We start from the raw sequence: 20959 nt of genomic DNA on the forward strand, positions 1-20959 counted from the left end.
CGTTTGTCGGTACTTCATGAAGAGTCTCATCTGATGATCGGTTACATGGCGACCCGGCACAAACTGGTTCTCCAATCCAGAAAACCGCAAATGTATCGGACCGACCGCGATCATGAGACGCCGAAAATCTGCGCCGCGCCGGGATATGACTACGATCGGGCTACGCCCTCACTCCGTCACACCCCGGCGCGAGTCTCATCCTGATTGACGCTGAATCTCACCTAATTTGCCGCTACGCACGAAGACCAGCTTCACGATGTCACGGACATGGACCGCCGTGGCAGGCGCTCCCCGCTTCTTCACCTTGTCGCACATCGCCCGGAGATCTTCCGGCCTGATTTCCGTCAGCAGCCGATTGCGGAACGTCGGCAGGATGTCACGCTCGTAGATCGAGCGGCGCATCGCGCGGGTGCTTTCAGCCATCCGGTGTTCTTGCAGCCAGCGTTCGCCAAACTCGCCGAAGCTCTTTGCCTCCTTGATGCGGCGCTTCTCGCGCTGCTTCTCCTGGGCGGGCGACCGCCCTGCCTGAATCGAACGCTGCGCGTCGATCAGCTTCTCCCGCGCACGGGCCAGAGAGAGGCCCGCCGGCCCGTATCGGCCGAGGGTCAACGTCTCGCGTCGACCGTGCATACGGTAGTCATAGCGGAACACGACGGCGCCCGACGGGTTTACGACGACATACATACCGTCACGGTCGGAGACCTTGTATAATTTATCCTTTGGTTTCAGTGCCTTGATTGCCGCATCGGTGAGCATCGGACCCTCCTAAATCGTTCAAAAACGCCAGAGAGCCACTAAAAATACCGTCAGGCAAAATCAACCAATCCTGATGGCGAATTATCCTTTATTCTCAACAGAATAAGGTCAAAAAAATACCGTCAGAAGCTCTCTAAGCCATGACGGTATATGCAAATCTGCGATGTCACAAGACGCCCCATACCGTCAGCTCCGCCGTCGATCATGAGGCTTTCCCAGCGATTGACGGCGAAAGATGACGGAAGGAAAATGCTTTATTTTCAGTGCGTTACAGAGAGAAGTCGGCGGTTATCGGCGGCGTTTGGGTAGCCCCGAATCATTCCCACTCGATCGTGCCGGGTGGCTTCGACGTGACGTCGTAGACCACGCGGTTGATGCCGCGGACTTCGTTGATGATGCGGGTCGCGGCGCGGCCGAGGAATTCCATGTCGTAATGATAGAAATCCGCGGTCATGCCGTCGACAGAGGTCACGGCGCGCAGTGCGCAGACGAATTCGTAGGTGCGGCCATCGCCCATGACGCCGACGGTCTGAACCGGAAGCAGCACGGCGAAGGCCTGCCAGATGGCATCGTAGAGACCGGCCTTGCGGATTTCGTCGAGATAGATGGCATCGGCTTCGCGCAGGATTTCCAGCTTCTCGCGGGTGATGCCGCCCGGGCAGCGGATGGCGAGGCCAGGGCCTGGGAAGGGATGGCGGCCGATGAAGCTGTCGGGCAGGCCGAGCTCCTTGCCGAGTGCGCGCACTTCATCCTTGAAGAGTTCGCGCAACGGCTCGACGAGCTGCATCTTCATGCGTTCGGGCAGGCCGCCGACATTGTGGTGCGACTTGATGGTGACCGAGGGGCCGCCGGTGAAGGAAACGCTTTCGATGACATCGGGATAGAGCGTGCCCTGACCGAGGAAATCGGCGCCGCCGAGCTTCTTGGCCTCTTCCTCGAAGGTCTCGATGAAGAGCCGGCCGATGATCTTGCGCTTTGTCTCGGGGTCGGAAACACCCTCAAGCTCGCCGATGAAGCGCTCGGAAGCATCGACATGCAGCAGATGCAGATTGTAGTGCTCGCGGAACATGGCGACGACGTTTGCCGCCTCGTCCTTGCGCATCAGGCCGTGGTCGACGAGGATGCAGGTCAGCTGGTCGCCGACCGCTTCGTGGATCAGCAACGCAGCAACGGAGGAATCGACGCCGCCTGAGAGCGCGCAAATCACGCGCTTGTCGCCCACCTGATCGCGGATCGCCTGCACCGCCTTGGCGCGATAGGCCGACATCGACCAGTCGCCCTTGATGCCGGCAATGTTATGGATGAAGTTGCCGATCAGCTTGGCGCCATCGGGCGTATGGACGACTTCCGGATGGAACTGCACGCCGTAATATCTACGCTTCTCGTCGGCGATGAAGGCGTAAGGCGCATTCGACGAGGTGGCGACCACTTCAAAGCCCTCGGGCAGCGCGGTGACGCGGTCGCCGTGGCTCATCCAAACCTGGTGGCGCGAGCCGTTCGACCACAGACCTTCGAAAAGAGCGCAATCCTTGTCGACTTCGAGGAAGGCGCGGCCGAATTCGCGGTGATGGCCGCTCTCGACCTTGCCGCCGAGCTGCATGCACATGGTCTGCTGGCCGTAGCAGATGCCGAAGACCGGGATGCCGCTGTCGAAGATGATCTGCGGCGCTCGCGGCGAGCCTTCGTCCACGGTCGAGGCCGGGCTGCCGGAAAGGATCACGGCCTTGGGCTGCAGCCGCTTGAAGCCGGCTTCGGCGGATTGGAAGGGGACGATTTCGCAGTAGACGCCGGCTTCGCGCACGCGTCGTGCGATGAGCTGCGTAACCTGGCTGCCAAAATCGACGATGAGAACGGTGTCTGGATGTGCTGTCTGGGTCATGGCGAGCCTTTAATGAAAAGCGCTTTCCCTGGCAATCGGGCAAATCGAGCCGGAGCCGATTTTATTGTCCCGATTGTCCTACATTCCGTGTCTTTTTACGCAATTCCAGACGGAAAACCGCTCCACACTTTTCCTGGAATTGCGCTGATGGTTTTCAGTCTATCAGAACCAGAATACGCCGTCTTCCAGCGCGGTAAACAGACCGTCGACCGCGTAGGACAGTTTGCGGTCGATCACGTGCAGATATTCGGTCCAGTCGGAAATACGCTGCAGTTCGACCTGGCCGTCGGAAATGCCGCGCAGCCCGATCAGTGGCCGGTCGTAAGCCTGGCAGGCACGCAGTACCGCGAAGGTTTCCATATCCACCATGTCGGTGCCGATGCGCTCATAGGCGTCCGTGCCCGAGACGATGTTGGCGCCCGTCGACAGGCTGCCCTCGGCGATGGCGGGGATACGCAGCGACAATTCGATCGTCGCCGGCAGGTCGAGGAAGGGCGTGCGACCCTTTTCGAAACCGAGCGGCGAAGCATCCATGTCGCGATAGGAAACCGAGGTGACCTGATAGACTTCCGTCTGCTCCAACCGGGCGGAGCCGGCCGAGCCGAGCGAAACCACCAGATCGGGAAGGTCGTCCTGGGCCTCAAGCTGGGCGAAGGTGCGGGTGAGCGCGATCGCCGCTTCGACCGGGCCGACGCCCGTCATCAGCGGATCGATGCGCGAGCGCAGGAAAGGCCCGTATTCCGCCTCGGCCGCCATCACGAACAGGATCGATTTGCCCGAGACGCGCTTCAATTCGAATTTCATCCGTTGATACCCTCTCTGCCCCGGATGACCATCATCGTTCCCGTCATCGAGGCAATCAGCTTGGCCGGCCCGTCGCCGATTGCATAACCTCGGCCGTCGGCAACGATGATCGTTGTGCCGGGCTTGGTGACATCGCCTCGAAACAGGAAGCGCTCGCCGCGCCCTGGAGACATGAGATTGATCTTGAATTCGATCGTCAGGATCGATGCGGAGGGATCGATAACGCTATAGGCGGCAAAGCCACAGGCCGAATCCAGCGCGGCGGCGATGATGCCCGCGTGCAGTATTCCGTGCTGCTGCGTCAGCTTCACATCGAACGGCAACTCGATCTCGACCGTACCGTGCTCGACGCGCGTGAGTTCCGCGCCGATCGTTGCCATCGCCGCCTGCCGGTCGAAGCTCGTCCGGATGCGCGTCCGAAAGTCGCTGCTGTCTGCCCCTGTCATGCCGTCCCCTTTCGCGGGTGCGAAATTGGCATGGAGCAGCCGTTTGGACAAGGGACATCTATCGCGAAAGGAAAACCTTTTGAGCGCCGCTGCTGCGTCTCATCCAGCACCACAGCGCCGTGCGCCATATATGACGCGCAAAGGTCGCTATAGCATTTCAAGTCTGCTGCATAATTCCTCAAATCGATTCCGATTTAAGGAATGCAGCAACGACGATCTCGTCTAGGCTCGCCGCTTGATCCGCACGATATGCTGATCCCAGGCGACATCGCTGTGTTCCCGCAGGAAGTCCCCATCATAGGAGGAGATGGCAAAGCCATGCTGTGCCGGCGCTATGCCCGCCGCATCACGCACGCTTTCCACCTTCAGCACCTTGCCTGTTATCGCATCGAGCGTCACAGCGGTTCCCTCGACCGGCGATGTCACGCCGACGAGGTCTTCGGCCCGATTGACGGCGATGGCGCCAACATAGTTGCCAAGCGCCCGGGTCGTGTCGTCGGGCAGTGTGACGAAGGTCAGATCCTCGCCTCTGGCGAAATGGCCGACAAGCGGCGGCAAGTCGTTGCGGTGGCCTTCATACTGGCACGCAAACCAGACCCGGCCGCTGGCATCGATATCGACGTGGCGGGTCGAGACCTGGGCATATTGCGGCGGCAGCGTGTGTTTTTCGATCAGATGGCCACTGACGGCGTCGATCAGCGTCAGCGACGGTTGCATACGGTCGCGGTTGAGCTTGGTACGGCCGAAATCGGGATGCGTCTCGATGCCACCATTGGCGACGATCAGGAATCGGCCGTCGTCCGAGACGGTCATGTCGTGCGGGCCGACGCCATAGGTTTCATATTCACCGATGCGGGCGAAGCGGTTGCTGCTGTCGTAGAGCCCGATAATGCCGCGATTGTTGTCAAAGTCGTTCTCGCTGGCATAGAGCAGCCTGCCGTCGGGCGAAAACGTGCCGTGCCCGTAGAAATGCCGACCCTCTTTGGCTGAGATGACGATGGGCTCGGCCTTGTTCCATGGATCGAAGATCATGGCATAGGTGCCCGGCCGACGGGCGAAAGCGACCGCCTTGCCTGTCGCCTTTGAGAAGGCCATGCCGTGCGCGCGAGCGGGAAGGGCGACCTGATCGACGATGCGGCCTTGCTCGGTTACTGTCGCCACGGCAAAGGAGCCGTCGGCGGCCCGGATACCCGAGGCGTAGACCGCGTCGGCCCGCTCCAGCGCCATCAAGGCACTGGGCTTGAGCGCGGCAAGGAAGGTTAGGCCTGCGCCTCTAACGAAGGCTCTGCGGTCGATGAGGCCGCTGCGCATGGCGCTTAGTCTCCATCTGCGAAGGAGAAGCCCGCCGAAAGTCCGATCGCGCCGCCATACTCGTCGCTGAAGCTGGTCGCGAGATCGCGGCTGACGGCAAGCAGCTTGTCGATCTTGGCGCGTTCGCCGTCGTTGCCGATGGCTGCTTCGATATCCGGATTGATCGTGGTTGCCGTTTTCGCCAGTTCGTTCAGCAGATTGTCGATCTTGCCGGCGACATCACGCTTGTCCGCCGGCAGCAGGCTCGCCATGTCGGCTTTTTCCCAGAGCGTCCTCAAGCCTTCGATATTGCCGGCAAACGAGGTCCAGGTGTTGGCCGAGCGCCAGTAGATCGCCATTTTCGGGCGCGCTGCGGCAGCATCGCCCTTGTAGAAGGTTTCCAGGCGCTGGTCGCGAACACTGGCAGCACCATGCACGAGAATGCCGAGCAGCGCCGTAACAGCCTCCTTGTTGTCCATGAAGTCATTGCTGGATTTGCCGGGAAACTTCCAGGATTTCTGCACGCCATCAGGCGCATCCCATTCGTCGGCGATCTCCTTGGCTGTCTTTTCGATGTTGCCGGCAACGGCGGCACCATAGCGGCAACGGAAATTCTGTTTTTCGGTGGAAAGCACATCCGAGCCATTGCCATCGAGCACATATTCCAGCGCCGTCATGCTCATTAGCGCCACGCTCTTGCCTGCGACGGCCTCGACCGTCGTGTCCTGTTCGTCCGCCTTGGCGATCAACGCCTGCACCTGCTTGAGGCCGACGCCTTTTCGGTCGGGATAGAACAGGATGTGCTCGAAGCGGTTCTTTTCGATGATCGGGCCGGTGTCGACGATCTCGATACGCGACCAGCTCTTCACCGTATCGCCGAAGGCCGACTTGGCGCTTGAAAGCGTCGTGGCGCTGGGGTCGGTGCAAAGCGCCTTCATAGCCAAGGTCAGTTTCGAGGCAGAGTCATGCATGGCGCGGTAGCCGGGACGAATGACGTCGTCGACCGCCTTCTGCAGGGTTGCTGGCACCGCCGCCTCGTTCAGGCCGGCACCCGTGGTCGTCGCGTCCTCGGCATGGGCAGGCAAGGCGGCAACGGTGAGGAGAAGGCTGGCGGCAAGACGTTTCCAGTGGCGCATCAGAGAGACTCCAGAAAGTTGATGAGGGCTTGCCGATCGTCCTTCGAAAGACCGGCGAATGCGTTGCGGGCTTTTTCCGCCTCTCCTCCGTGCCAGAGGATGGCTTCGGTCAATGTGTGGGCGCGGCCGTCATGCAGATAGGCCTGCCGTCCGCTTACCGTTTGGGTCAGGCCTATACCCCAGAGCGGCGGGGTGCGCCAATCGCGACCGGATGCCACGCCCACCGGCTGCCCATCGGAGAGGCCTTCGCCCATGTCGTGCAGCAGGAAATCGGAATAGGGCCAGATCAGCTGGAAGGCCTGCGGGGAATCCTTGCCGTCACTGCCCTTAATACCGTCGCGGGTCACGAATTTCGGCATGTGGCAGGAAGCGCAGCCGGAGCGATAAAACATCTCCTTGCCGTGCAGGACATCCGGAAAGCTTGCCTTGCGGCGAGCGGGCACAGCGAGATTTTCGGAGTAGAAGGTCACGAGAGGCAGAACCGGATCCGGCGCCTCCGTATCGCCCAGGCGCTTCTGCACGCCGTTCGGCATGGCAAGGCATCGCGGCTCCTTGGCCGTGCAATCGCCATAGGGGTTCGGGCGGTCCGGCGTCGAAATGCCGATATCGACGGAAAAGGCGTCGGCCGCCTGGTCGCGCACCGAAGCATTCTGTGCCTTCCAGCCGAAGCGGCCGAGTGCGATCGCACCCGTGCGATGATCGCGAACGATGGCGGCCTTGCCATGAATGCCGTCACCGTTCTTGTCGTCCGGGTCGGCATTGGCGAGGATGTCTGCATCTGGAATGGCCTCTATCAGACCGAGACCAATCATCGGCTGCGCGATGCGGGGCGAGAGTGTCGTCGTCGGATCCATCGGCCCATAGGCAAGATCGGATACGCCGTAGTGCGGTTTGCGCAGCGTTACTGTCTCGCCGCCGGCAAGCGTCACGGTTTCTTCGCTATAGGCGACCGTCAGCTTGCCTTCGGCTGAAAGGCCGGGCACGGCGAGATCCTGCAATTGAGCGCCATAGGTGGAATCCGGAAAATTGAGCGCCCGGAAATCTTTTGTCGCCTGTTCTTCCTCGGGAGTTGCCGCCGGTCGCGCCAGCCTCAACACCAGGGATGTGGCATCCGTTCCCGTCTTTTCGAGCCCATGTCCTCGCCCGTCGCGAAGATGGCAGCTCTGGCACGAGCGCGCGTTGAACAGAGGCCCGAGCCCGTCGGACGCCTGCGTGGAGGATGGAGCGGAGACCCAGAGCTTGCGAAAGAGGGAATTGCCGAGATGGAAATCCTGGCCCTGTTCCAGGCTGAGATTGGCAGAAGGCTGCGAGAAGATATCGCGGGTGACGGGATCGATCGACGTCAGTGCGCCGCCTTGCATCGCCTCATACTGCTCGGCCTTGGAAAAATCCGTGGTCGCGCGGGTCACGTCGCGCACCCGCTCCAATTGGTCAGGAGAAAGGTCGGTTCGCGTCGCCGGGAAGTCGAGGATGCCCGCTGCGGCCAGAGTGATGGAAAAAACCAAAAAACCCGCAGCAAAGGCGGGCAGGAGGGCGCGATTGGCCTGGATATTCATCATGGGTGTCGAGGGTGGCAGCGCCTTGTCGCGCTGCCACCTCCCTCATTACTTCTTTTTGAAGACAGCGTTCGGATCGTCCAGGCTGGCCGAGCCTTCGAGCTTGATCGCGCCGAGGTCGAGAGCGGCGATAACGCGCTGGATGCTCTTCGTCTGGTCGAGCAGGCCGTCGATCGCCTTCTGTACGGTGGCGTTGCCTTCCTTATTGCCTTCGCCGATCATCTGGTCGTACTTCTCGACCGTCTCGCCGCGATGAACCAGCGCCTTCATGGCATCGAGCGTGGCGTTGAGCTTGCCTTCCATCTCCTTGTCGAGCGCCGGATCCTTGGCCTTGACGAGGTCGTGCAGCGAAGGACCCTTCATCTTGGTGCCGTCGACGCGCGTGTAATTGCCGTTATAGGCAGACGCGATGCCGATGGCGTCGCCATTGTGCTCGTTGTAGGTGTTGTCGGAGAAGCAATCCTGCTCTTCTTCCGGATCGTGGAGCAGCAGGCCGAGCTTCATGCGCTCGCCGGCAAGTTCGCCGTAGGAGAGCGAGCCCATGCCGGTCAGGATGGTGGTCAGGCCGGCCTTCGGATCGGCTTGGACATGCTTGGTGGCTTCACCATCAGGCGCCCATTTCTCCGCCATATCCTTGAGATCGGCAACGAGCAGCGTCGACGCGGAGCGCAGATATTCGGCGCGGCGGTCGCAATTGCCGTGCGTGCAATTCTTCAAATCGTAGTCGGTGGCGGGGCGCTCGCCGGCGCCCGGTCCGGTGCCGTGCAGATCCTGGCCCCAGAGCAGGAATTCGATGGCGTGATAGCCCGTCGCGACGTTGGCTTCGACACCGCCGGCCTGATGCAGCGTGCCCGACAGGAATTCCGGCGTCAGATGCGAAGCGTCGACATCCTTGCCGTTGATCTTGATTGTCTTGTTGGCGATGACGTTGGCGACGTAGAGCGCATTCTCGTCGCTTTCGGTGCCGTAGGAGGCGTCGACATAGTCGATCAGGCCTTCATCGAGCGGCCAGGAGTTCACCTTGCCTTCCCAATCGTCGACGATCGGATTGCCGAAGCGGTAGACTTCTGTCTGAGCGTAGGGAACGCGAGCCTTGACCCAGGCCGCACGCGCCGCCTTCAGCGTCTTGTCGCTAGGATTGGCAAGCAGGGCGTCGATCGCCTTGTCGAGCGCCTGCGCCGTCGTCAGCGAGTCTTGATACTTGGCGTGTGCCAGGTCCGTATAATGCTTGAGAACGGCCGCCGGCTCGGGAGTGGCGGCGCGGGCGGGAAGGCCGGATGCGGCAGTCATGGCAACAGCGACCGCAAGCGCGGCGCCAAAATTGATTTTCACCTTCATGTTCCTCTCCTGTGACGGCGGGGGCACCGTCGAAACTTGGCATTTTGTGTCATGTATGAAAAATAAACTTGTGTCAAACGCTCTAGTTTAGAATTGTTTTAAGGCAATAATTCATCGGCTCCGGCGTTGTAAACGCGGCGGATTTTTCCCGGAAGATTGTATGGGGAACGTTGAAAAAGCCGGCAATTGCATTTCCGTTGAGCCGTAAAGATCACCCTGCGCAAAAGGGTGCCCGGTCTTGCGGCTCGACCTGCGTAAAATCAAAGAGCGGAAGCACAGGAGCTGAGTCTGAGAGATCGCCACGCGCCCTGGAATGCGAAACGCCATTCTCGCTCGCATCGAGCTGAGAAATTACCGGTAATGCATCTTCAATCTGTCGCTGCCGGAGCCGCCGTTTGACGGTCCGGAATGTTTCCTGGCGATCCTTGCAAAACGGCCGCATGGCTGCTGGCCCGGATCAGGGCGGCTCAGGCCTTCCGCTGCAACCGGCAGAAAAAGAAGCCGTCCGTGTCGGTGGAGGCGGGCGTCAGCGTAATGGTCTTGCCGTCCGAAGAAAGCGGCCTTGGCGTATCCTTGCCGAACAGCTTTTCCCAGGCGCTCAGGGTTTCCACGATTTCAAAATCGGGGTTCTGGCTGGCGAAGCGAGTGACTTGAGCCTCGTTCTCCTCCGGCAATACCGAGCAGGTGACGTAAAGAAGTGAGCCGCCGGGGCGGACGAATTCGCCAGCCTGTGCGAGAGCCTCTTGCTGCTGGCTGGTCCGCTCGTCGAGATTTTTCTGCGTCAGCCGCCATTTCGTATCCGGCCGCCGGCGCCAGGTGCCGGTGCCGGTGCAAGGTGCGTCGACGAGAACCTTGTCGAACCTGCAGCGCAGCGCCAGCAGGCCATTGCGCTCGTCATGGACCTGGACGTTGCGGGTTCCGGCACGCTTCAGCCGCTCGATGATCGGTGCCAGCCGCCGGCGATCGCTGTCATAGGCGTGCACCTGACCTTTGTTGTGCATGGCAGCCGACATGGCCAACGTCTTGCCGCCGCCGCCGGCGCAATAGTCGAGCACCTGGTCGCCCTCTTCGGGCAGAACGAGATCGGCCACGATCTGAGAGCCTTCGTCCTGCACCTCGAACCAGCCTTTCTGGAACGAAAGCTCGGCTGTCACGTTAGGAAGACGGGATGCGCCTTCGCCGGCTGGAATGCGGATGCCGAAACGAGCGATTTTGGATGCTTGTGCGCCTGCGCGCTCCAGCGCCTTCACCACCTTGGTGCGGTCCGCCTTCAGCGCGTTGGCGCGAAGGTCGAGCGTGGGGCGCTCTGAAAGAGCCTGTGCCTCGGAAAGCCAGCTGTCGCCGAAAGCGCGCTGGAATGAGGCTTCGACCCATTCGGGGATGTCGCCCTGGATGTGCCGGGGCGCGTCCTCGAGCTTGCGAGTGACAAAGCCGGCCAGAGCCTCGGCGCCTGGCGCCTCGGGAGCGAACTTGTCGCCATCGAGTTCTGCGGCAAGCGCGTCCGGCGTCAGGCCCCACTGGCGAAAGAGCACGGCATGGGCAAGCGCCGAAGGGCTGTCGTCTCCCATCAGCCAGGCATGGGATAACCGCATGCGCAAGGCGTCGTAAACGATGTTGCCGATCGCGGCCCTGTCGCCGGAGCCGGCGAAGCGATGGGCAAGGCCCCAATCCTTCAGGGCGTCGGCCACCGGTCGCTTGCGCGCTTCTATATCGGCAAGAACTTCGATGGCCCCCTGCAATCGGCCGCCCAGACGCATTCACTCTTCTCCTGCTTGCGCATGATCCCGAAACTCAGCGGAGCTTATCGGGAAACGGAATGCGCCGCCAAAATATCGCTGACGTCTCATCAATCCGCACGAATGCCGTACATGGCGGCAGATTATTGAAACGTCGCAACCGCGTGGTAGCCGCGATTGGCGGAGAGAGCAAGCGTCGTGCCGAAATGCCTTACGCTTCCAACCCTGATCGACGATTACTTCGAGGCGACAACCTCGTAGCAGACCTTGGCGGTGCCGGAAGAGACCATGCCGATGTCCTGAGCGGCGGCGCGGGAGAGATCGAGAACACGTCCGCGAATGAAAGGCCCGCGGTCGTTGATGCGAACGACGACGCTGCGGCCGTTATGCTTGTTGGTGACCCTGAGGCGCGTGCCGAAGGCAAGCGAACGGTGGGCGGCAGTAAGATTTCTGGAACTCATACGTTCCCCGGAAGCAGTCTTGGAGCTTCCTCCGTACCATGAAGCGCCCCCGCAGCCAGCGGATGCAAATGCCGGAGTCGAAACGACAGCAAAGGAGGCGGATATAGTTGCGGCGATTGCCAAAGAACGTGCGATTTTCTTCAAACCGTTTTTTCCCTCAAGCTATTGAACTTGCGCCCTGGGTAGGCGGTGGGGCTTAAATCCGGCCAAAAATGGCGAAAAAGTGCCGCCAGTGATCACGGAATATTACAGACTGTAACATTTGTGAATCACAGCAAATATTGTGACTATTCAGCGGATTTGCTCGGTTATGGAAAAAACCTAATGGAATCAGTTAAAATTGGAATGATTTTTCCGACGGGCATGCCGCAATGCACGGGATCACAAATTTCGGAAAAATAATTTTGCGGCTTCGCCACAATTGCTGCCGCACTTGTGCCAATTTAGAGGTCGTTAACCACAAATGCGGGGAAAATTGAACTAGGGTAGCCGGCCAAGTAGGAATTTTCATGCGAATTCACTGATGCGTGAAGACGGTTTTTCAACCCTGCCAGCGTCCGGAAGACCACAGTTCCGCAAGGGACATGTGATACTCTGGGTAGCGAAATGCAAAGCCCAGCGCGCGCAATTTCGCATTCGAAACACGCTTGTTCTCACCGTAGAAGGAGCGTGCCATCGGGCTCAGTTCAGCCGTTTCGAAGGGCTGCTCCGGCGGCGGTTCGATGCCCATTAGACGGGCAGCTTCGGCAACCACGTCCTGTGGCGGCGCCGGTTCGTCGTCGGTGACATTATATATGCCGCCGAGCTTGCGATCGGACAGGAAGCGGGCGCAGGCGCCGATATCCTCGACGCGGATGCGATTGAAAACCTGGTTCGCCTTGATCAGCCGCCGGGCCGTGCCTCTTTCCAGATTGCAGAAGGCGTTGCGGCCCGGGCCATAGATACCGGAAAGCCTGAGAACGGAGACGGGCAGATCAAGCCTGACGCCGACGCGTAGCCAGCCGTCTTCTGCCTCGACACGCTCGACGGAGCGATCGGCGATCGGATGTAACGAGGTTTGCTCGCTGATCCAGGCGCCCTTGTGGTCGCCATAGACGCCGACCGTCGAGAGATAGCAGACCCATTCCAGCTTCGGCATCAGCGCCTTGAGATTCAATTGCGCCAACCGCAGCAGCGGATCGCCCGATTTCCCCGGCGCGATCGATTGCACCAGATGCGTTGCCGATTGCATCGCCTCGGCCAGAGCGGGGTCGAGCGTCTCGCCATCGAAGACGAAGGCTTCGATGCCTTGCTTGGCCAGCAATGCGGCCTTCTCGGCGGAGCGGGTCGTGCCGGTGATGCGAACGCCGTGTCCGGCGAAAGCTTTGGCGATGGCGGTCCCGGAATAGCCGCAGCCGAAAATAATCACATGCATTATACTACCCCTGCCAGTTTCCACTCCGCGCGAACCTCTTCGTCCGCTTCGTCATGCCTTTGTGCCGCAAATACCTGAAACTCGCCAGTCGTCATCAACCTCGACAATGCCCAGACTGCCATTCCCCGCACGACAGGCGAGGCATCGCCAGCCAGTTCGCGGCATTTCTCTATGAGGGACCGTTCACCGGAATTGCCGGCGGCGATGAGGACATTGCGGATAAACCGGTCCCGGCCGATACGCTTGACCGGCGAGCCGCTGAAGAATGTACGGAAGGTCGGGTCGTCCAGATCAAGCAGAAAGGCGATCGATGGCTCCTTCAGGTCCTCGCGCGCGACCAGCTTCATCTCCGAGGCAGAACTTGCAAACTTGTTCCATGGGCAGGCGGCAAGACAGTCGTCGCAGCCGTAGATGCGGTTGCCGATCATCGGCCGAAGCGCCGGATCGATCGGTCCTTTATGTTCTATGGTGAGATAGGAGATGCAGCGGCGCGCATCGAGCTGGTAGGGGGCAGGAAAGGCCGCAGTCGGACAGGCGTCGAGACAGGCGCGACAGGAGCCGCAATGATCGACTTCAGGCTGGTCCGGCTCGAGATCGGCCGTGGTGAACATCGAGCCGAGGAACAACCATGATCCGAAAGCGCGGCTGACGAGATTGGTATGCTTGCCCTGCCAGCCGAGGCCGGCAGCACCGGCGAGCGGCTTTTCCATCACGGGTGCCGTATCGACGAAGACTTTGACATCTTCTTTCGACTTCGCGGCAAAGCGGGTCGCGATTTCCTTCAGCCGTCCTTTGATGACATCGTGATAATCGCGATTGCGGGCGTAAACGGAAATGGCGGCCTTGTCGGGCTTCTCCAGAATGCCGCGTGGATCTTCGTCGGGACCATAGTTGAGGCCAAAGACTGCGATGGAGCGTGTCTCGCTCCAGAGGACACGAGGATCGGCCCGCCGGTCACGCGTTTCCTCCATCCAGCCCATCGTCCCGTGATGGCCTTTGTCCAGAAACTCTCCGAGCCTGACCGCCGCCTCGGGAATGGCATCCGGTCGCGTGATGCGGCAAAGATCGAAACCTTGCGCCCGCGCTTCCTCGCGCAGGAAGGCGGTCAGCGCGCTTCGCCGCTTTCCGGCTTTTTCCGCTTCACGATCCACGGGCATGACAAGCCCTCGCTAGAGCAATTCCAGCAAAAGCTCGCGGCGGTTTTGCATCCGGAATTGCGTGAAAACCAAGAGACAGAGCATTTTCGCGACTCCGCTCAAAACGAAAAGGCTCTAGAAATCCAGATCGGCGTAATGAGAAACCGGAGTGACGCCACGCACGCGTTCCGCCAGGATCGGCCGGAAGGACGGGCGCGACTTCAGCCGCTGATACCATTCCTTGGCGATCGGTGATTCCGTCCAGTCGATCTCTCCGAGATAATCCAGCACGGAAATCGAGGCGGCGGCCGCAAGATCGGCATAACTCAGCCGATCACCAGCGAGCCACTGCCGGGAGCCGGCGAGCCAGGACAGATATTTCATATGCTGGCGGATATTGCCGCGCGCCATCCGCATAACCTTGGAATCGGGCGCGCCGCCGCCCTGTTCGGCGGTCATCTGCAGCTTGAAGACGCGTTCGCGCGTCAGCGGCCGCGTGACGTCCTGCTCCATCTTCTGCATGAACCATTCCGTCAGCCGGCGAATCTCGGCGCGCTGGAAGGGATCTTCGGCCAGAAGGCGGCGGTCGCGCTTCAGCACGCCATGCGTCTCGTCCAGATACTCCGAAATGACGGAGGCGCCACAGAGCGCTCTCATGCTGTCATCGACGTAGACGGGCAACGTTCCCGCAGGGTTGAGCGCCAGGAAGTCGCGGCGCTTTTCCCAAATCTGCTCGTCGATCAGCTCCGTCTGATAACCATATTCGGTCAGGATCAGCCGGACGAACCGAGATGAAGATGACATTGGGTGATGATAAAGCGTCGGCATTGCTACTCGGGTGTTTCTGATTGGTGCTACGGAGTTTTTCGGGTCGCGATCTCGCGGCCCTAGTCATGTGTCATGGGTTGAAGCTATAGGAGCTTGGCCTAGTTTGCACAAGCGAATCGGGCCGCCCTGCCGTTTGACAAAGGACACGATATGGCTGAACAAATTATTATCGCGTTGGTTTTGGGTCTTGTGGAGGGACTTACGGAGTTCATTCCGGTCTCCTCCACCGGACATTTGATATTGCTCGGACATTTTCTCGGCTTCGAAGAAGCTGCCACTTTCGACGTTCTCATCCAGCTCGGTGCGATTCTCGCCATCCTGCTCGTCTATTTCAACCGGCTCGTTCAGATCGCCAAGGCGCTCCCCGTCAGCGTCAAGGCCCGCCATTTCGTTCTGGCCGTCCTGTTCGGCTTCCTGCCGGCGGCGGTGATCGGCGCTCTCGCCCATGATTTCATCAAGACCGTGCTGTTCGATTCGCCGAAGGTCGTCTGTATTTCGCTGATCCTTGGCGGCTTCGTTCTGCTTGGCGTCGACAGGATCAAGTTCAAGCCGAAATACACCAGCGCCTACGAGTTTTCCTGGCCGATGGCGGTCAAGATCGGCTTCTTCCAGTGCCTGGCGATGATTCCGGGGACATCGCGCTCCGGCTCCACCATCGTCGGTGCGCTGTTGCTCGGCGCCGACAAGCGTTCGGCCGCAGAATTCTCATTCTTCCTCGCCATGCCCACAATGGCAGGCGCCTTTGCACTGGATCTGTGGAAGAGCCGGCATGATCTGAGCATGGACCAGGGCCTGCTGATCGTCATCGGCTTCGTCACCGCCTTTATCTCGGCGCTGTTCGTCGTGCGAGCCTTGCTCGATTTCGTTTCCCGTCGCGGCTACGCTCCCTTCGCATGGTGGCGTATTGCCGTCGGCACCGTCGGCTTGATCGGACTTTACTTCGGCTGAAGCAAACGGTCCGTCATGGCGATCGTGGAAACAATTAAGGCCGGTGAGAACCGGCCTTTTTCATGCCTATTAATTTGAGGAGGCGTTGATAGAGCCCGTGGTGCAGGGGTCGACGCCGTAGGTCGGCGCGCATTCGCCCTTCACCGAGGCGATACTGCCGCGGGCGACGAAAGAGCCTGCGAGAATCACCAGTGCCGCGCACGCAAACAGAAGCGCGATAGACTTGCCCATCGAAAAATGCCTTTCCGCAGAAGTGTGAAGCGCGCCACGATCGGTTCGTTATGCAAGCTCGCGACGCGCGGCCTTGTTAGTCAGTGAAGTGAGCAATAGCAATAAATGTTCATATTAAATTTGACGTTAATGCCACTATTTCCGCAGTGCGTCTTTTAGGCAACGCTAAGCTGTGTATCGCGAGGCTTCAACGAGACCTAAGGCACCCAGTTCGGCCGTTTTCGACAATAAAAAACGCCGCACGGCAAAGCCGGGCGGCGCTTGGATGCGACGGAAATTGCGAATCGTTAGGCTGCTTTGCCCGAGCCGGTGAACTGACCCTGCGGGCGATAGCGCACGAGATAGGACGGCAGCACGGAGACGAGCAGCGTCGGCAGCAGGCCGATGCCCTTCAGCGTCCGTCCCTCGGCTTCCGCCTGCTTGGAAACGACATTGTCGCTCTTCAGCAGCGTGACCTGGTCGGAAGTGATCGGCGGCTTGACCAGCGGGATCAGCGACGCGATCGAGCCGATCAGCGAGGCGAGGCCGAAGGGGATGGAAACGAGCGCCTTCTTCCGGCTGATCACCGAAAGCGTGGTCTCGAGACATTCGCGGAAGGACAGGACTTCCGGGCCGCCAAGTTCGTAGGTCGTGCCGGCCTTCAGCTTGCCGTCGACGCTGCGGGCAACGGCTTCAGCGATATCTTCGACGTAGACGGGCTGGAACTTCGTCTTGCCGCCGCCGATCAACGGCAGGAAGGGGGCCGTGCGCGACATGTCGGCAAACTTGTTGAAGAACTCGTCTTCCGGTCCGAAAACGATCGATGGGCGCAGGATCACGACGTCAGGCTTGATCGACAGGATGGCCGTTTCTGCGCGAGCCTTGGTGCGGGCGTAGGCGGACGGTGACTTGGCATCCGCGCCGAGCGCCGAAATATGCGTCAGCGAAGCGCCGACGCCGCGAGCAGCCTCGGCGATGGCCTTGGCACCGAATTCCTGTACGGCGTCAAAGGTGTTGCGGCCGCTTTCAGCCAGGATGCCGACGCAGTTGACGACATGCTGCGCGCCTTCGACGGCACGGTCGATGGAGTTGCGGTAGCGCACATTGGCCTGAACGATCGAAATCTGGCCGAGATTGCCGAGCGGCACCAGGAAACCCGCAAGATCGGGACGGCGCACGGCAACACGGATGCGATACCCGCGCTTGGCAAGCGCACGCACGACGTGCCGTCCGATGAAGCCTGATCCTCCGAACACGGTAACGAGCGGCGGGAGGTTGGACAGGGTCATGGCAGGCTCCTCGAAAGGCTTTGAGTGGGCTTATATGGTTTCGTCTTAGCCGATCCGAGCGCCGAGGTGAAGTGCAATCGCGCTGCGTTGCAGCGTCGCGTTTCGAAGGGGTTAAACCCCTTCGACGACCACCATTTCCGCATCGGCCACCTGCTGGCGGATTTTGGCGGCAATCTGGTATTCCGGCGAGTTGTAGCAATCGACGGCATGCTGGAGCGATGGAAATTCGATTACGACGTTGCGGCCGCGTGCAGGTCCCTCAAGCGGCGTGAAAGCGCCGCCGCGCGCCAGGAAGTTTGCGCCGTATTTTTCGAAGGCGGGCTTCGCGGCGGCGACGTAATCCTTGTAGTGCTCGGGGTCGCGCACATCCACGCGTGCGATCCAATATCCTTTTGGCATATGTTCCTCCCTGCTTGCTGGCGTATTTTCAGATTGCGGCGCCGATCTCGGCGAGGATCGCGCGAGCGGCCTCCTTCGGATCGGCAGCCTTGACGATCGGCCGGGCGACAACGAGATGGCTCGAGCCTGCCTTGATGGCCGCAGCCGGCGTCATGACACGCTTCTGGTCGCCCTTGTCGCTGCCATCAGGCCGAATGCCGGGTGTCACGAGCGCCATGTCGGGGCCGATGATCTTGCGGACCGCGGCAGATTCTTCCGCCGAACAGACGATACCGCCCATACCGGCGAGATGGGCCTGCTCGGCACGGCGCAGCACCAGCGTATGCGGATCATATTCATAACCGGCGGAGATCAGATCCTGTTCGTCCATCGAGGTGAGCACCGTGACGCCGAGCAGGCAGAGGTCCGAACCCTTGGCCGCCTCGACGGCCGCCTTCATCGCCTTCGGATAGGCGTGCAGCGTCAGCATCGACATCCCCATCTTGACGATGTTCTCGACGCCGGAGGCGACCGTGTTGTCGATGTCGAGCAGCTTCATGTCGAGAAAGATCTTCTTGCCGTCAGCGGCAAGATCGCGGGCGAATTCCAGGCCGCCGGCAAAGGCGAGCTGATAGCCGATCTTGTAGTAGAGGATATCGTCGCCGAGGGCGCCGACCACTTTCTCGGCCTCCTGAAGGTTTGGAACATCCAGTCCAACGATCAAGCGGTCGCGTGCGGTCATATCAAGCCCATCCAATCCAGTCTTCAATGGGTGTCCAGTCGCATGAGACGGCGCGCTTCGCAAGATCGAAACAGAAAAGATTGCCGCCACCCGGCGGCTGGTCGCCCTGTCGCGCGATCGGCTTTCCCTCGAGATGGCATTTCAGCAGCGTACCGACGCCGCCGTGACCGACAAAGGCGATCGGCACTTTAGGATCGTGCCGTGCCAGAACGGCGTCCACATTGGAAACGATCCTCGCTTGCGCATCGATGGCGCGCTCCCAACCCTTGAAGCTCTCATGCGGATGGGCAAAGAACCAGTCTGCCGCCCTCTCGAATTCGGGAGGTGCCAGGAACCCGGTGGCGTTGCGGTTGTTCTCGTGCATCGCCTCGATGATCTCGACGGGCGCACCGCTCGTCGCTGCCAGAATTTCGGCAGTTTCTATCGCCTTGCGTTCGGCGCTGGAGACGATCAGCCCAAGTTTATAGGCCCAGGGATGAATTGCCGCCGCTCTCGCCCTTGCCGCTCCGATCTCGGAAAGTCCCCATTCCGGCACAGGAACGTCGGGATCGATGCGCACCTGCGGGTGCGTAATATAAAGAGCGTGCATGGACTGTCTCAGCCGCGGCTATAGACCCAGAGCTGGGCCGGAGGAATGTTTCGCACGATGAAGTCGAAATGGCGGATGTGGTAGCGATCGGGTTTGGCGATGATCGGCGACACCGGCCCATAGGAAATCTGCACGAAGGGACGGCCCGCGGGCATGCGATCCAGCAGGCTTTCGAGCAGCGCCACACGCGCCTTCATCGGGAAATTGAGGAGTGGAATGCCCGAGACGACGGAATCGAAGGTCTGGCCGCGCAGCACGCCAAGCGTCTTGTCGAGATCGAAGGCATCGCCATTGATGAAATGGACACCGGGATAGAGTTTGACGAGATGATTGTAGAAGTCGGTCGAATATTCGATGGCGACCAGGTTCTTCGGCTCGACGCCGCGTCCGAGGATCGCCTTGGTGATCGCTCCTGTGCCCGGTCCGAGTTCCAGCACCGGCAGGCCGGACTGGGTGTTGATGACGCTCGCCATCTTGCGGGCAGTGATCGACGACGTCGGCGCAATCGAACCGACGGTTTTCGGCCCTTGCATCATGCCCTTGAAGAAACGGATTTCCTCGTCGAATTTCTTGCCAAGCCGTTCCTTGAGACGCAGCGCCATGCTCTCCCCCCACTAGATGTTACGGTCGCGACTTACATACCGCTTATCTAAAATCTTGCAATGCGATGACGCAATAACAAGAGAAAATGTCGCAATCCGAAAAGGACCAAATAAAAGCGCCCTCGCGTTGAAGAAACGCATGAAAGGGCGCTTTGGTTTCGTTTTATACGCGCATCGGCATCAGGACATAGAGCGCATCGTCGCCAGCCGTGTCGCGAATGAGCGTCGGAGAGCCGGCGTCCGCCAGCAGGAACACGGCTGAATCACCCGAAAGTTGAGCGGTGATGTCGAGCAGGTACTTGGCATTGAAGCCGATTTCCATCGCATCCATCTCGTAGCCGACCGCAACTTCTTCCGTCGCACTTCCCGAATCCGGGTTGTTGACGGTGAGCAGCAACTGGCCGTCGGAGAGCGCCAGCTTGACGGCGCGGCCACGCTCGGACGAGATCGTCGAGACGCGGTCGACGGCCTGGGCGAAGCTCTGGCAATCGACGCGCATTTCCTTGTCGTTATTTGTGGGTATGACGCGCTGGTAATCGGGGAAGGTGCCGTCGATCAGCTTCGAGGTCATGACGATGGAACCGATCGTCAGGCGGATCTTGGCGTCTGAAACCTCGACGGTAACGATCGCATCCGGAGAGTCCACCAGCTTCTGCAACTCACCGACCGTCTTGCGCGGAATGATGATGCCGGGCATGCCTTCCGAGCCCGAGGGAGCGCTGACATCGGCGCGGGCGAGGCGATGGCCGTCGGTGGCAACGGCGCGAAGCTTCAGATCGCCATCGCTTTCGATCGTGTGGAAGAAGATGCCGTTCAGGTAGTAGCGGGTTTCTTCGGTGGAGATCGCAAACTGCGTGCGGTCGATCAGCATCTTCAGATCAGCCGCCTTCAGTTTGAAGGAATGGCTGAAGCTGCCGGCGGTCAGATCCGGGAAATCGGATTCCGGCAGGCATTGCAGCGAAAACTTGGAGCGGCCCGAGGCAACCGTCATCGAGCTGCCGTCTGCATTGGTGGCAAGCAGCACTTCCGAGCCGTCGGACAGCTTGCGCACGATGTCGTAGAGCAGATGTGCGGGAACCGTGGTGGCACCGGCCTGCTCAACGTTGGCCGGCGTCGCCTCGGTGATTTCCAGATCGAGGTCGGTTGCCTTCATGTCGAGGCTCGCGCCTTCGGCTTTCAGCAGGACGTTGGACAGGATCGGGATCGTATTGCGACGCTCGACCACGCGATGCACGTGGTTCAGCGACTTCAGGAGGTTTGACCGCTCAATTGTAATACGCATGGATGCTACCGCTTTCGACCGTGACTTGCCGGGCAGCCCGAGGCGCCCGAGCGACATGTTTTCGGACGAGGCCCGAAAGATTGGACAGGCAACTTGGCAGACTTCTCCATGCGAATGCAAGAGGCATGGATCAATTGCC

Annotated in this window: 21 protein-coding genes and 1 pseudogene; 2 read left to right on the plus strand and 20 right to left on the minus strand. The window is 60.3% G+C overall.

What is annotated here, in order from left to right; genetic code table 11:
- On the plus strand, positions 1 to 204 hold a 204-nt coding region (locus ACIQJ2_RS22750), incomplete at its 5' end, for a hypothetical protein (RefSeq protein WP_400746603.1).
- Positions 205 to 240: 36 nt separating this feature from the next.
- On the opposite strand, the pseudogene ACIQJ2_RS22755 reads toward ACIQJ2_RS22750, so the two are convergent.
- From ACIQJ2_RS22755 to ACIQJ2_RS22815, 13 genes and pseudogenes are all read right to left on the minus strand, one after another.
- A pseudogene (locus ACIQJ2_RS22755) lies at positions 241 to 756 on the minus strand (tyrosine-type recombinase/integrase); the annotation flags it as partial.
- Between the two features lie 316 nt (positions 757 to 1072).
- Positions 1073 to 2635: a glutamine-hydrolyzing GMP synthase gene (guaA, locus tag ACIQJ2_RS22760; RefSeq protein WP_400673423.1), complete on the minus strand. Its 1563-nt coding sequence runs from the start codon at positions 2633 to 2635 to the stop codon at positions 1073 to 1075.
- 162 nt (positions 2636 to 2797) lie between these two features.
- Positions 2798 to 3439 (minus strand): 5'-methylthioadenosine/S-adenosylhomocysteine nucleosidase, encoded by a 642-nt coding sequence (locus ACIQJ2_RS22765; protein ID WP_400673420.1) that lies wholly within the window; start codon positions 3437 to 3439, stop codon positions 2798 to 2800.
- Positions 3436 to 3885: a PaaI family thioesterase gene (locus ACIQJ2_RS22770; protein WP_199096303.1), complete on the minus strand. Its 450-nt coding sequence runs from the start codon at positions 3883 to 3885 to the stop codon at positions 3436 to 3438. The genes ACIQJ2_RS22765 and ACIQJ2_RS22770 overlap by 4 nt, the downstream gene beginning before the upstream one ends.
- 222 nt (positions 3886 to 4107) lie before the next feature.
- A complete protein-coding gene (locus ACIQJ2_RS22775) occupies positions 4108 to 5196 on the minus strand; it encodes a DUF1513 domain-containing protein (protein WP_400673417.1) in 1089 nt (362 codons plus the stop codon).
- Between the two features lie 5 nt (positions 5197 to 5201).
- On the minus strand, positions 5202 to 6311 hold the full coding sequence (locus ACIQJ2_RS22780; protein ID WP_400673414.1) for an imelysin family protein: 1110 nt from the start codon (positions 6309 to 6311) through the stop codon (positions 5202 to 5204).
- Positions 6311 to 7870 (minus strand): di-heme oxidoredictase family protein, encoded by a 1560-nt coding sequence (locus ACIQJ2_RS22785; RefSeq protein WP_400673411.1) that lies wholly within the window; start codon positions 7868 to 7870, stop codon positions 6311 to 6313. The genes ACIQJ2_RS22780 and ACIQJ2_RS22785 overlap by 1 nt, the downstream gene beginning before the upstream one ends.
- 45 nt (positions 7871 to 7915) lie before the next feature.
- Positions 7916 to 9205, minus strand: a complete 1290-nt coding sequence (locus ACIQJ2_RS22790) for an imelysin family protein (RefSeq protein WP_199148768.1) — start codon at positions 9203 to 9205, stop codon at positions 7916 to 7918.
- A 467-nt stretch (positions 9206 to 9672) separates the two neighbouring features.
- Complete coding sequence (locus ACIQJ2_RS22795; RefSeq protein WP_400673409.1) at positions 9673 to 10962, minus strand: RsmB/NOP family class I SAM-dependent RNA methyltransferase; 1290 nt, start codon at positions 10960 to 10962, stop codon at positions 9673 to 9675.
- A 215-nt stretch (positions 10963 to 11177) separates the two neighbouring features.
- Entirely contained in the window at positions 11178 to 11546 is a 369-nt protein-coding gene (locus ACIQJ2_RS22800; protein WP_199148770.1) for a septal ring lytic transglycosylase RlpA family protein, read from the minus strand.
- Between the two features lie 397 nt (positions 11547 to 11943).
- Entirely contained in the window at positions 11944 to 12816 is an 873-nt protein-coding gene (locus tag ACIQJ2_RS22805) for an SDR family oxidoreductase (RefSeq protein ID WP_400673406.1), read from the minus strand.
- A complete protein-coding gene (queG, locus tag ACIQJ2_RS22810) occupies positions 12816 to 13973 on the minus strand; it encodes a tRNA epoxyqueuosine(34) reductase QueG (protein ID WP_400673404.1) in 1158 nt (385 codons plus the stop codon). The genes ACIQJ2_RS22805 and queG overlap by 1 nt, the downstream gene beginning before the upstream one ends.
- A gap of 114 nt (positions 13974 to 14087) precedes the next feature.
- Positions 14088 to 14780, minus strand: a complete 693-nt coding sequence (locus tag ACIQJ2_RS22815) for a glutathione S-transferase family protein (RefSeq protein WP_199096493.1) — start codon at positions 14778 to 14780, stop codon at positions 14088 to 14090.
- A gap of 150 nt (positions 14781 to 14930) precedes the next feature.
- Between ACIQJ2_RS22815 and ACIQJ2_RS22820 the strand changes: the two genes are divergently transcribed.
- A complete protein-coding gene (locus tag ACIQJ2_RS22820) occupies positions 14931 to 15728 on the plus strand; it encodes an undecaprenyl-diphosphate phosphatase (protein WP_400673402.1) in 798 nt (265 codons plus the stop codon).
- Positions 15729 to 15797: 69 nt separating this feature from the next.
- Here the strand turns inward: ACIQJ2_RS22820 and ACIQJ2_RS22825 are convergent, their stop codons facing one another.
- The 7 genes from ACIQJ2_RS22825 to dnaN form a co-directional block, all read right to left on the minus strand.
- The gene (locus ACIQJ2_RS22825; protein WP_199148774.1) at positions 15798 to 15959 is read right to left on the minus strand and encodes a hypothetical protein; all 162 of its coding nucleotides are present in this window, start codon (positions 15957 to 15959) and stop codon (positions 15798 to 15800) included.
- Positions 15960 to 16246: 287 nt separating this feature from the next.
- Positions 16247 to 17227 (minus strand): complex I NDUFA9 subunit family protein, encoded by a 981-nt coding sequence (locus ACIQJ2_RS22830; RefSeq protein ID WP_400673399.1) that lies wholly within the window; start codon positions 17225 to 17227, stop codon positions 16247 to 16249.
- A gap of 111 nt (positions 17228 to 17338) precedes the next feature.
- The gene (locus ACIQJ2_RS22835) at positions 17339 to 17626 is read right to left on the minus strand and encodes a DUF1330 domain-containing protein (protein ID WP_199148776.1); all 288 of its coding nucleotides are present in this window, start codon (positions 17624 to 17626) and stop codon (positions 17339 to 17341) included.
- 28 nt (positions 17627 to 17654) lie between these two features.
- Positions 17655 to 18347: an orotidine-5'-phosphate decarboxylase gene (pyrF, locus tag ACIQJ2_RS22840; RefSeq protein ID WP_400673395.1), complete on the minus strand. Its 693-nt coding sequence runs from the start codon at positions 18345 to 18347 to the stop codon at positions 17655 to 17657.
- Position 18348: 1 nt separating this feature from the next.
- Positions 18349 to 18936 carry a histidine phosphatase family protein gene (locus tag ACIQJ2_RS22845; protein ID WP_400673392.1) on the minus strand — a complete coding sequence of 196 codons (588 nt, stop codon included), beginning with the start codon at positions 18934 to 18936 and terminating at the stop codon, positions 18349 to 18351.
- Between the two features lie 8 nt (positions 18937 to 18944).
- Positions 18945 to 19538: a phospholipid N-methyltransferase PmtA gene (gene pmtA, locus ACIQJ2_RS22850; RefSeq protein WP_184706331.1), complete on the minus strand. Its 594-nt coding sequence runs from the start codon at positions 19536 to 19538 to the stop codon at positions 18945 to 18947.
- 163 nt (positions 19539 to 19701) lie between these two features.
- Positions 19702 to 20877 (minus strand): DNA polymerase III subunit beta, encoded by a 1176-nt coding sequence (gene dnaN / locus ACIQJ2_RS22855; RefSeq protein WP_400673388.1) that lies wholly within the window; start codon positions 20875 to 20877, stop codon positions 19702 to 19704.
- Positions 20878 to 20959: the final 82 nt, after the last annotated feature.

Source organism: Rhizobium sp. NPDC092011, assembly GCF_044756305.1.
Classification (GTDB): domain Bacteria; phylum Pseudomonadota; class Alphaproteobacteria; order Rhizobiales; family Rhizobiaceae; genus Rhizobium.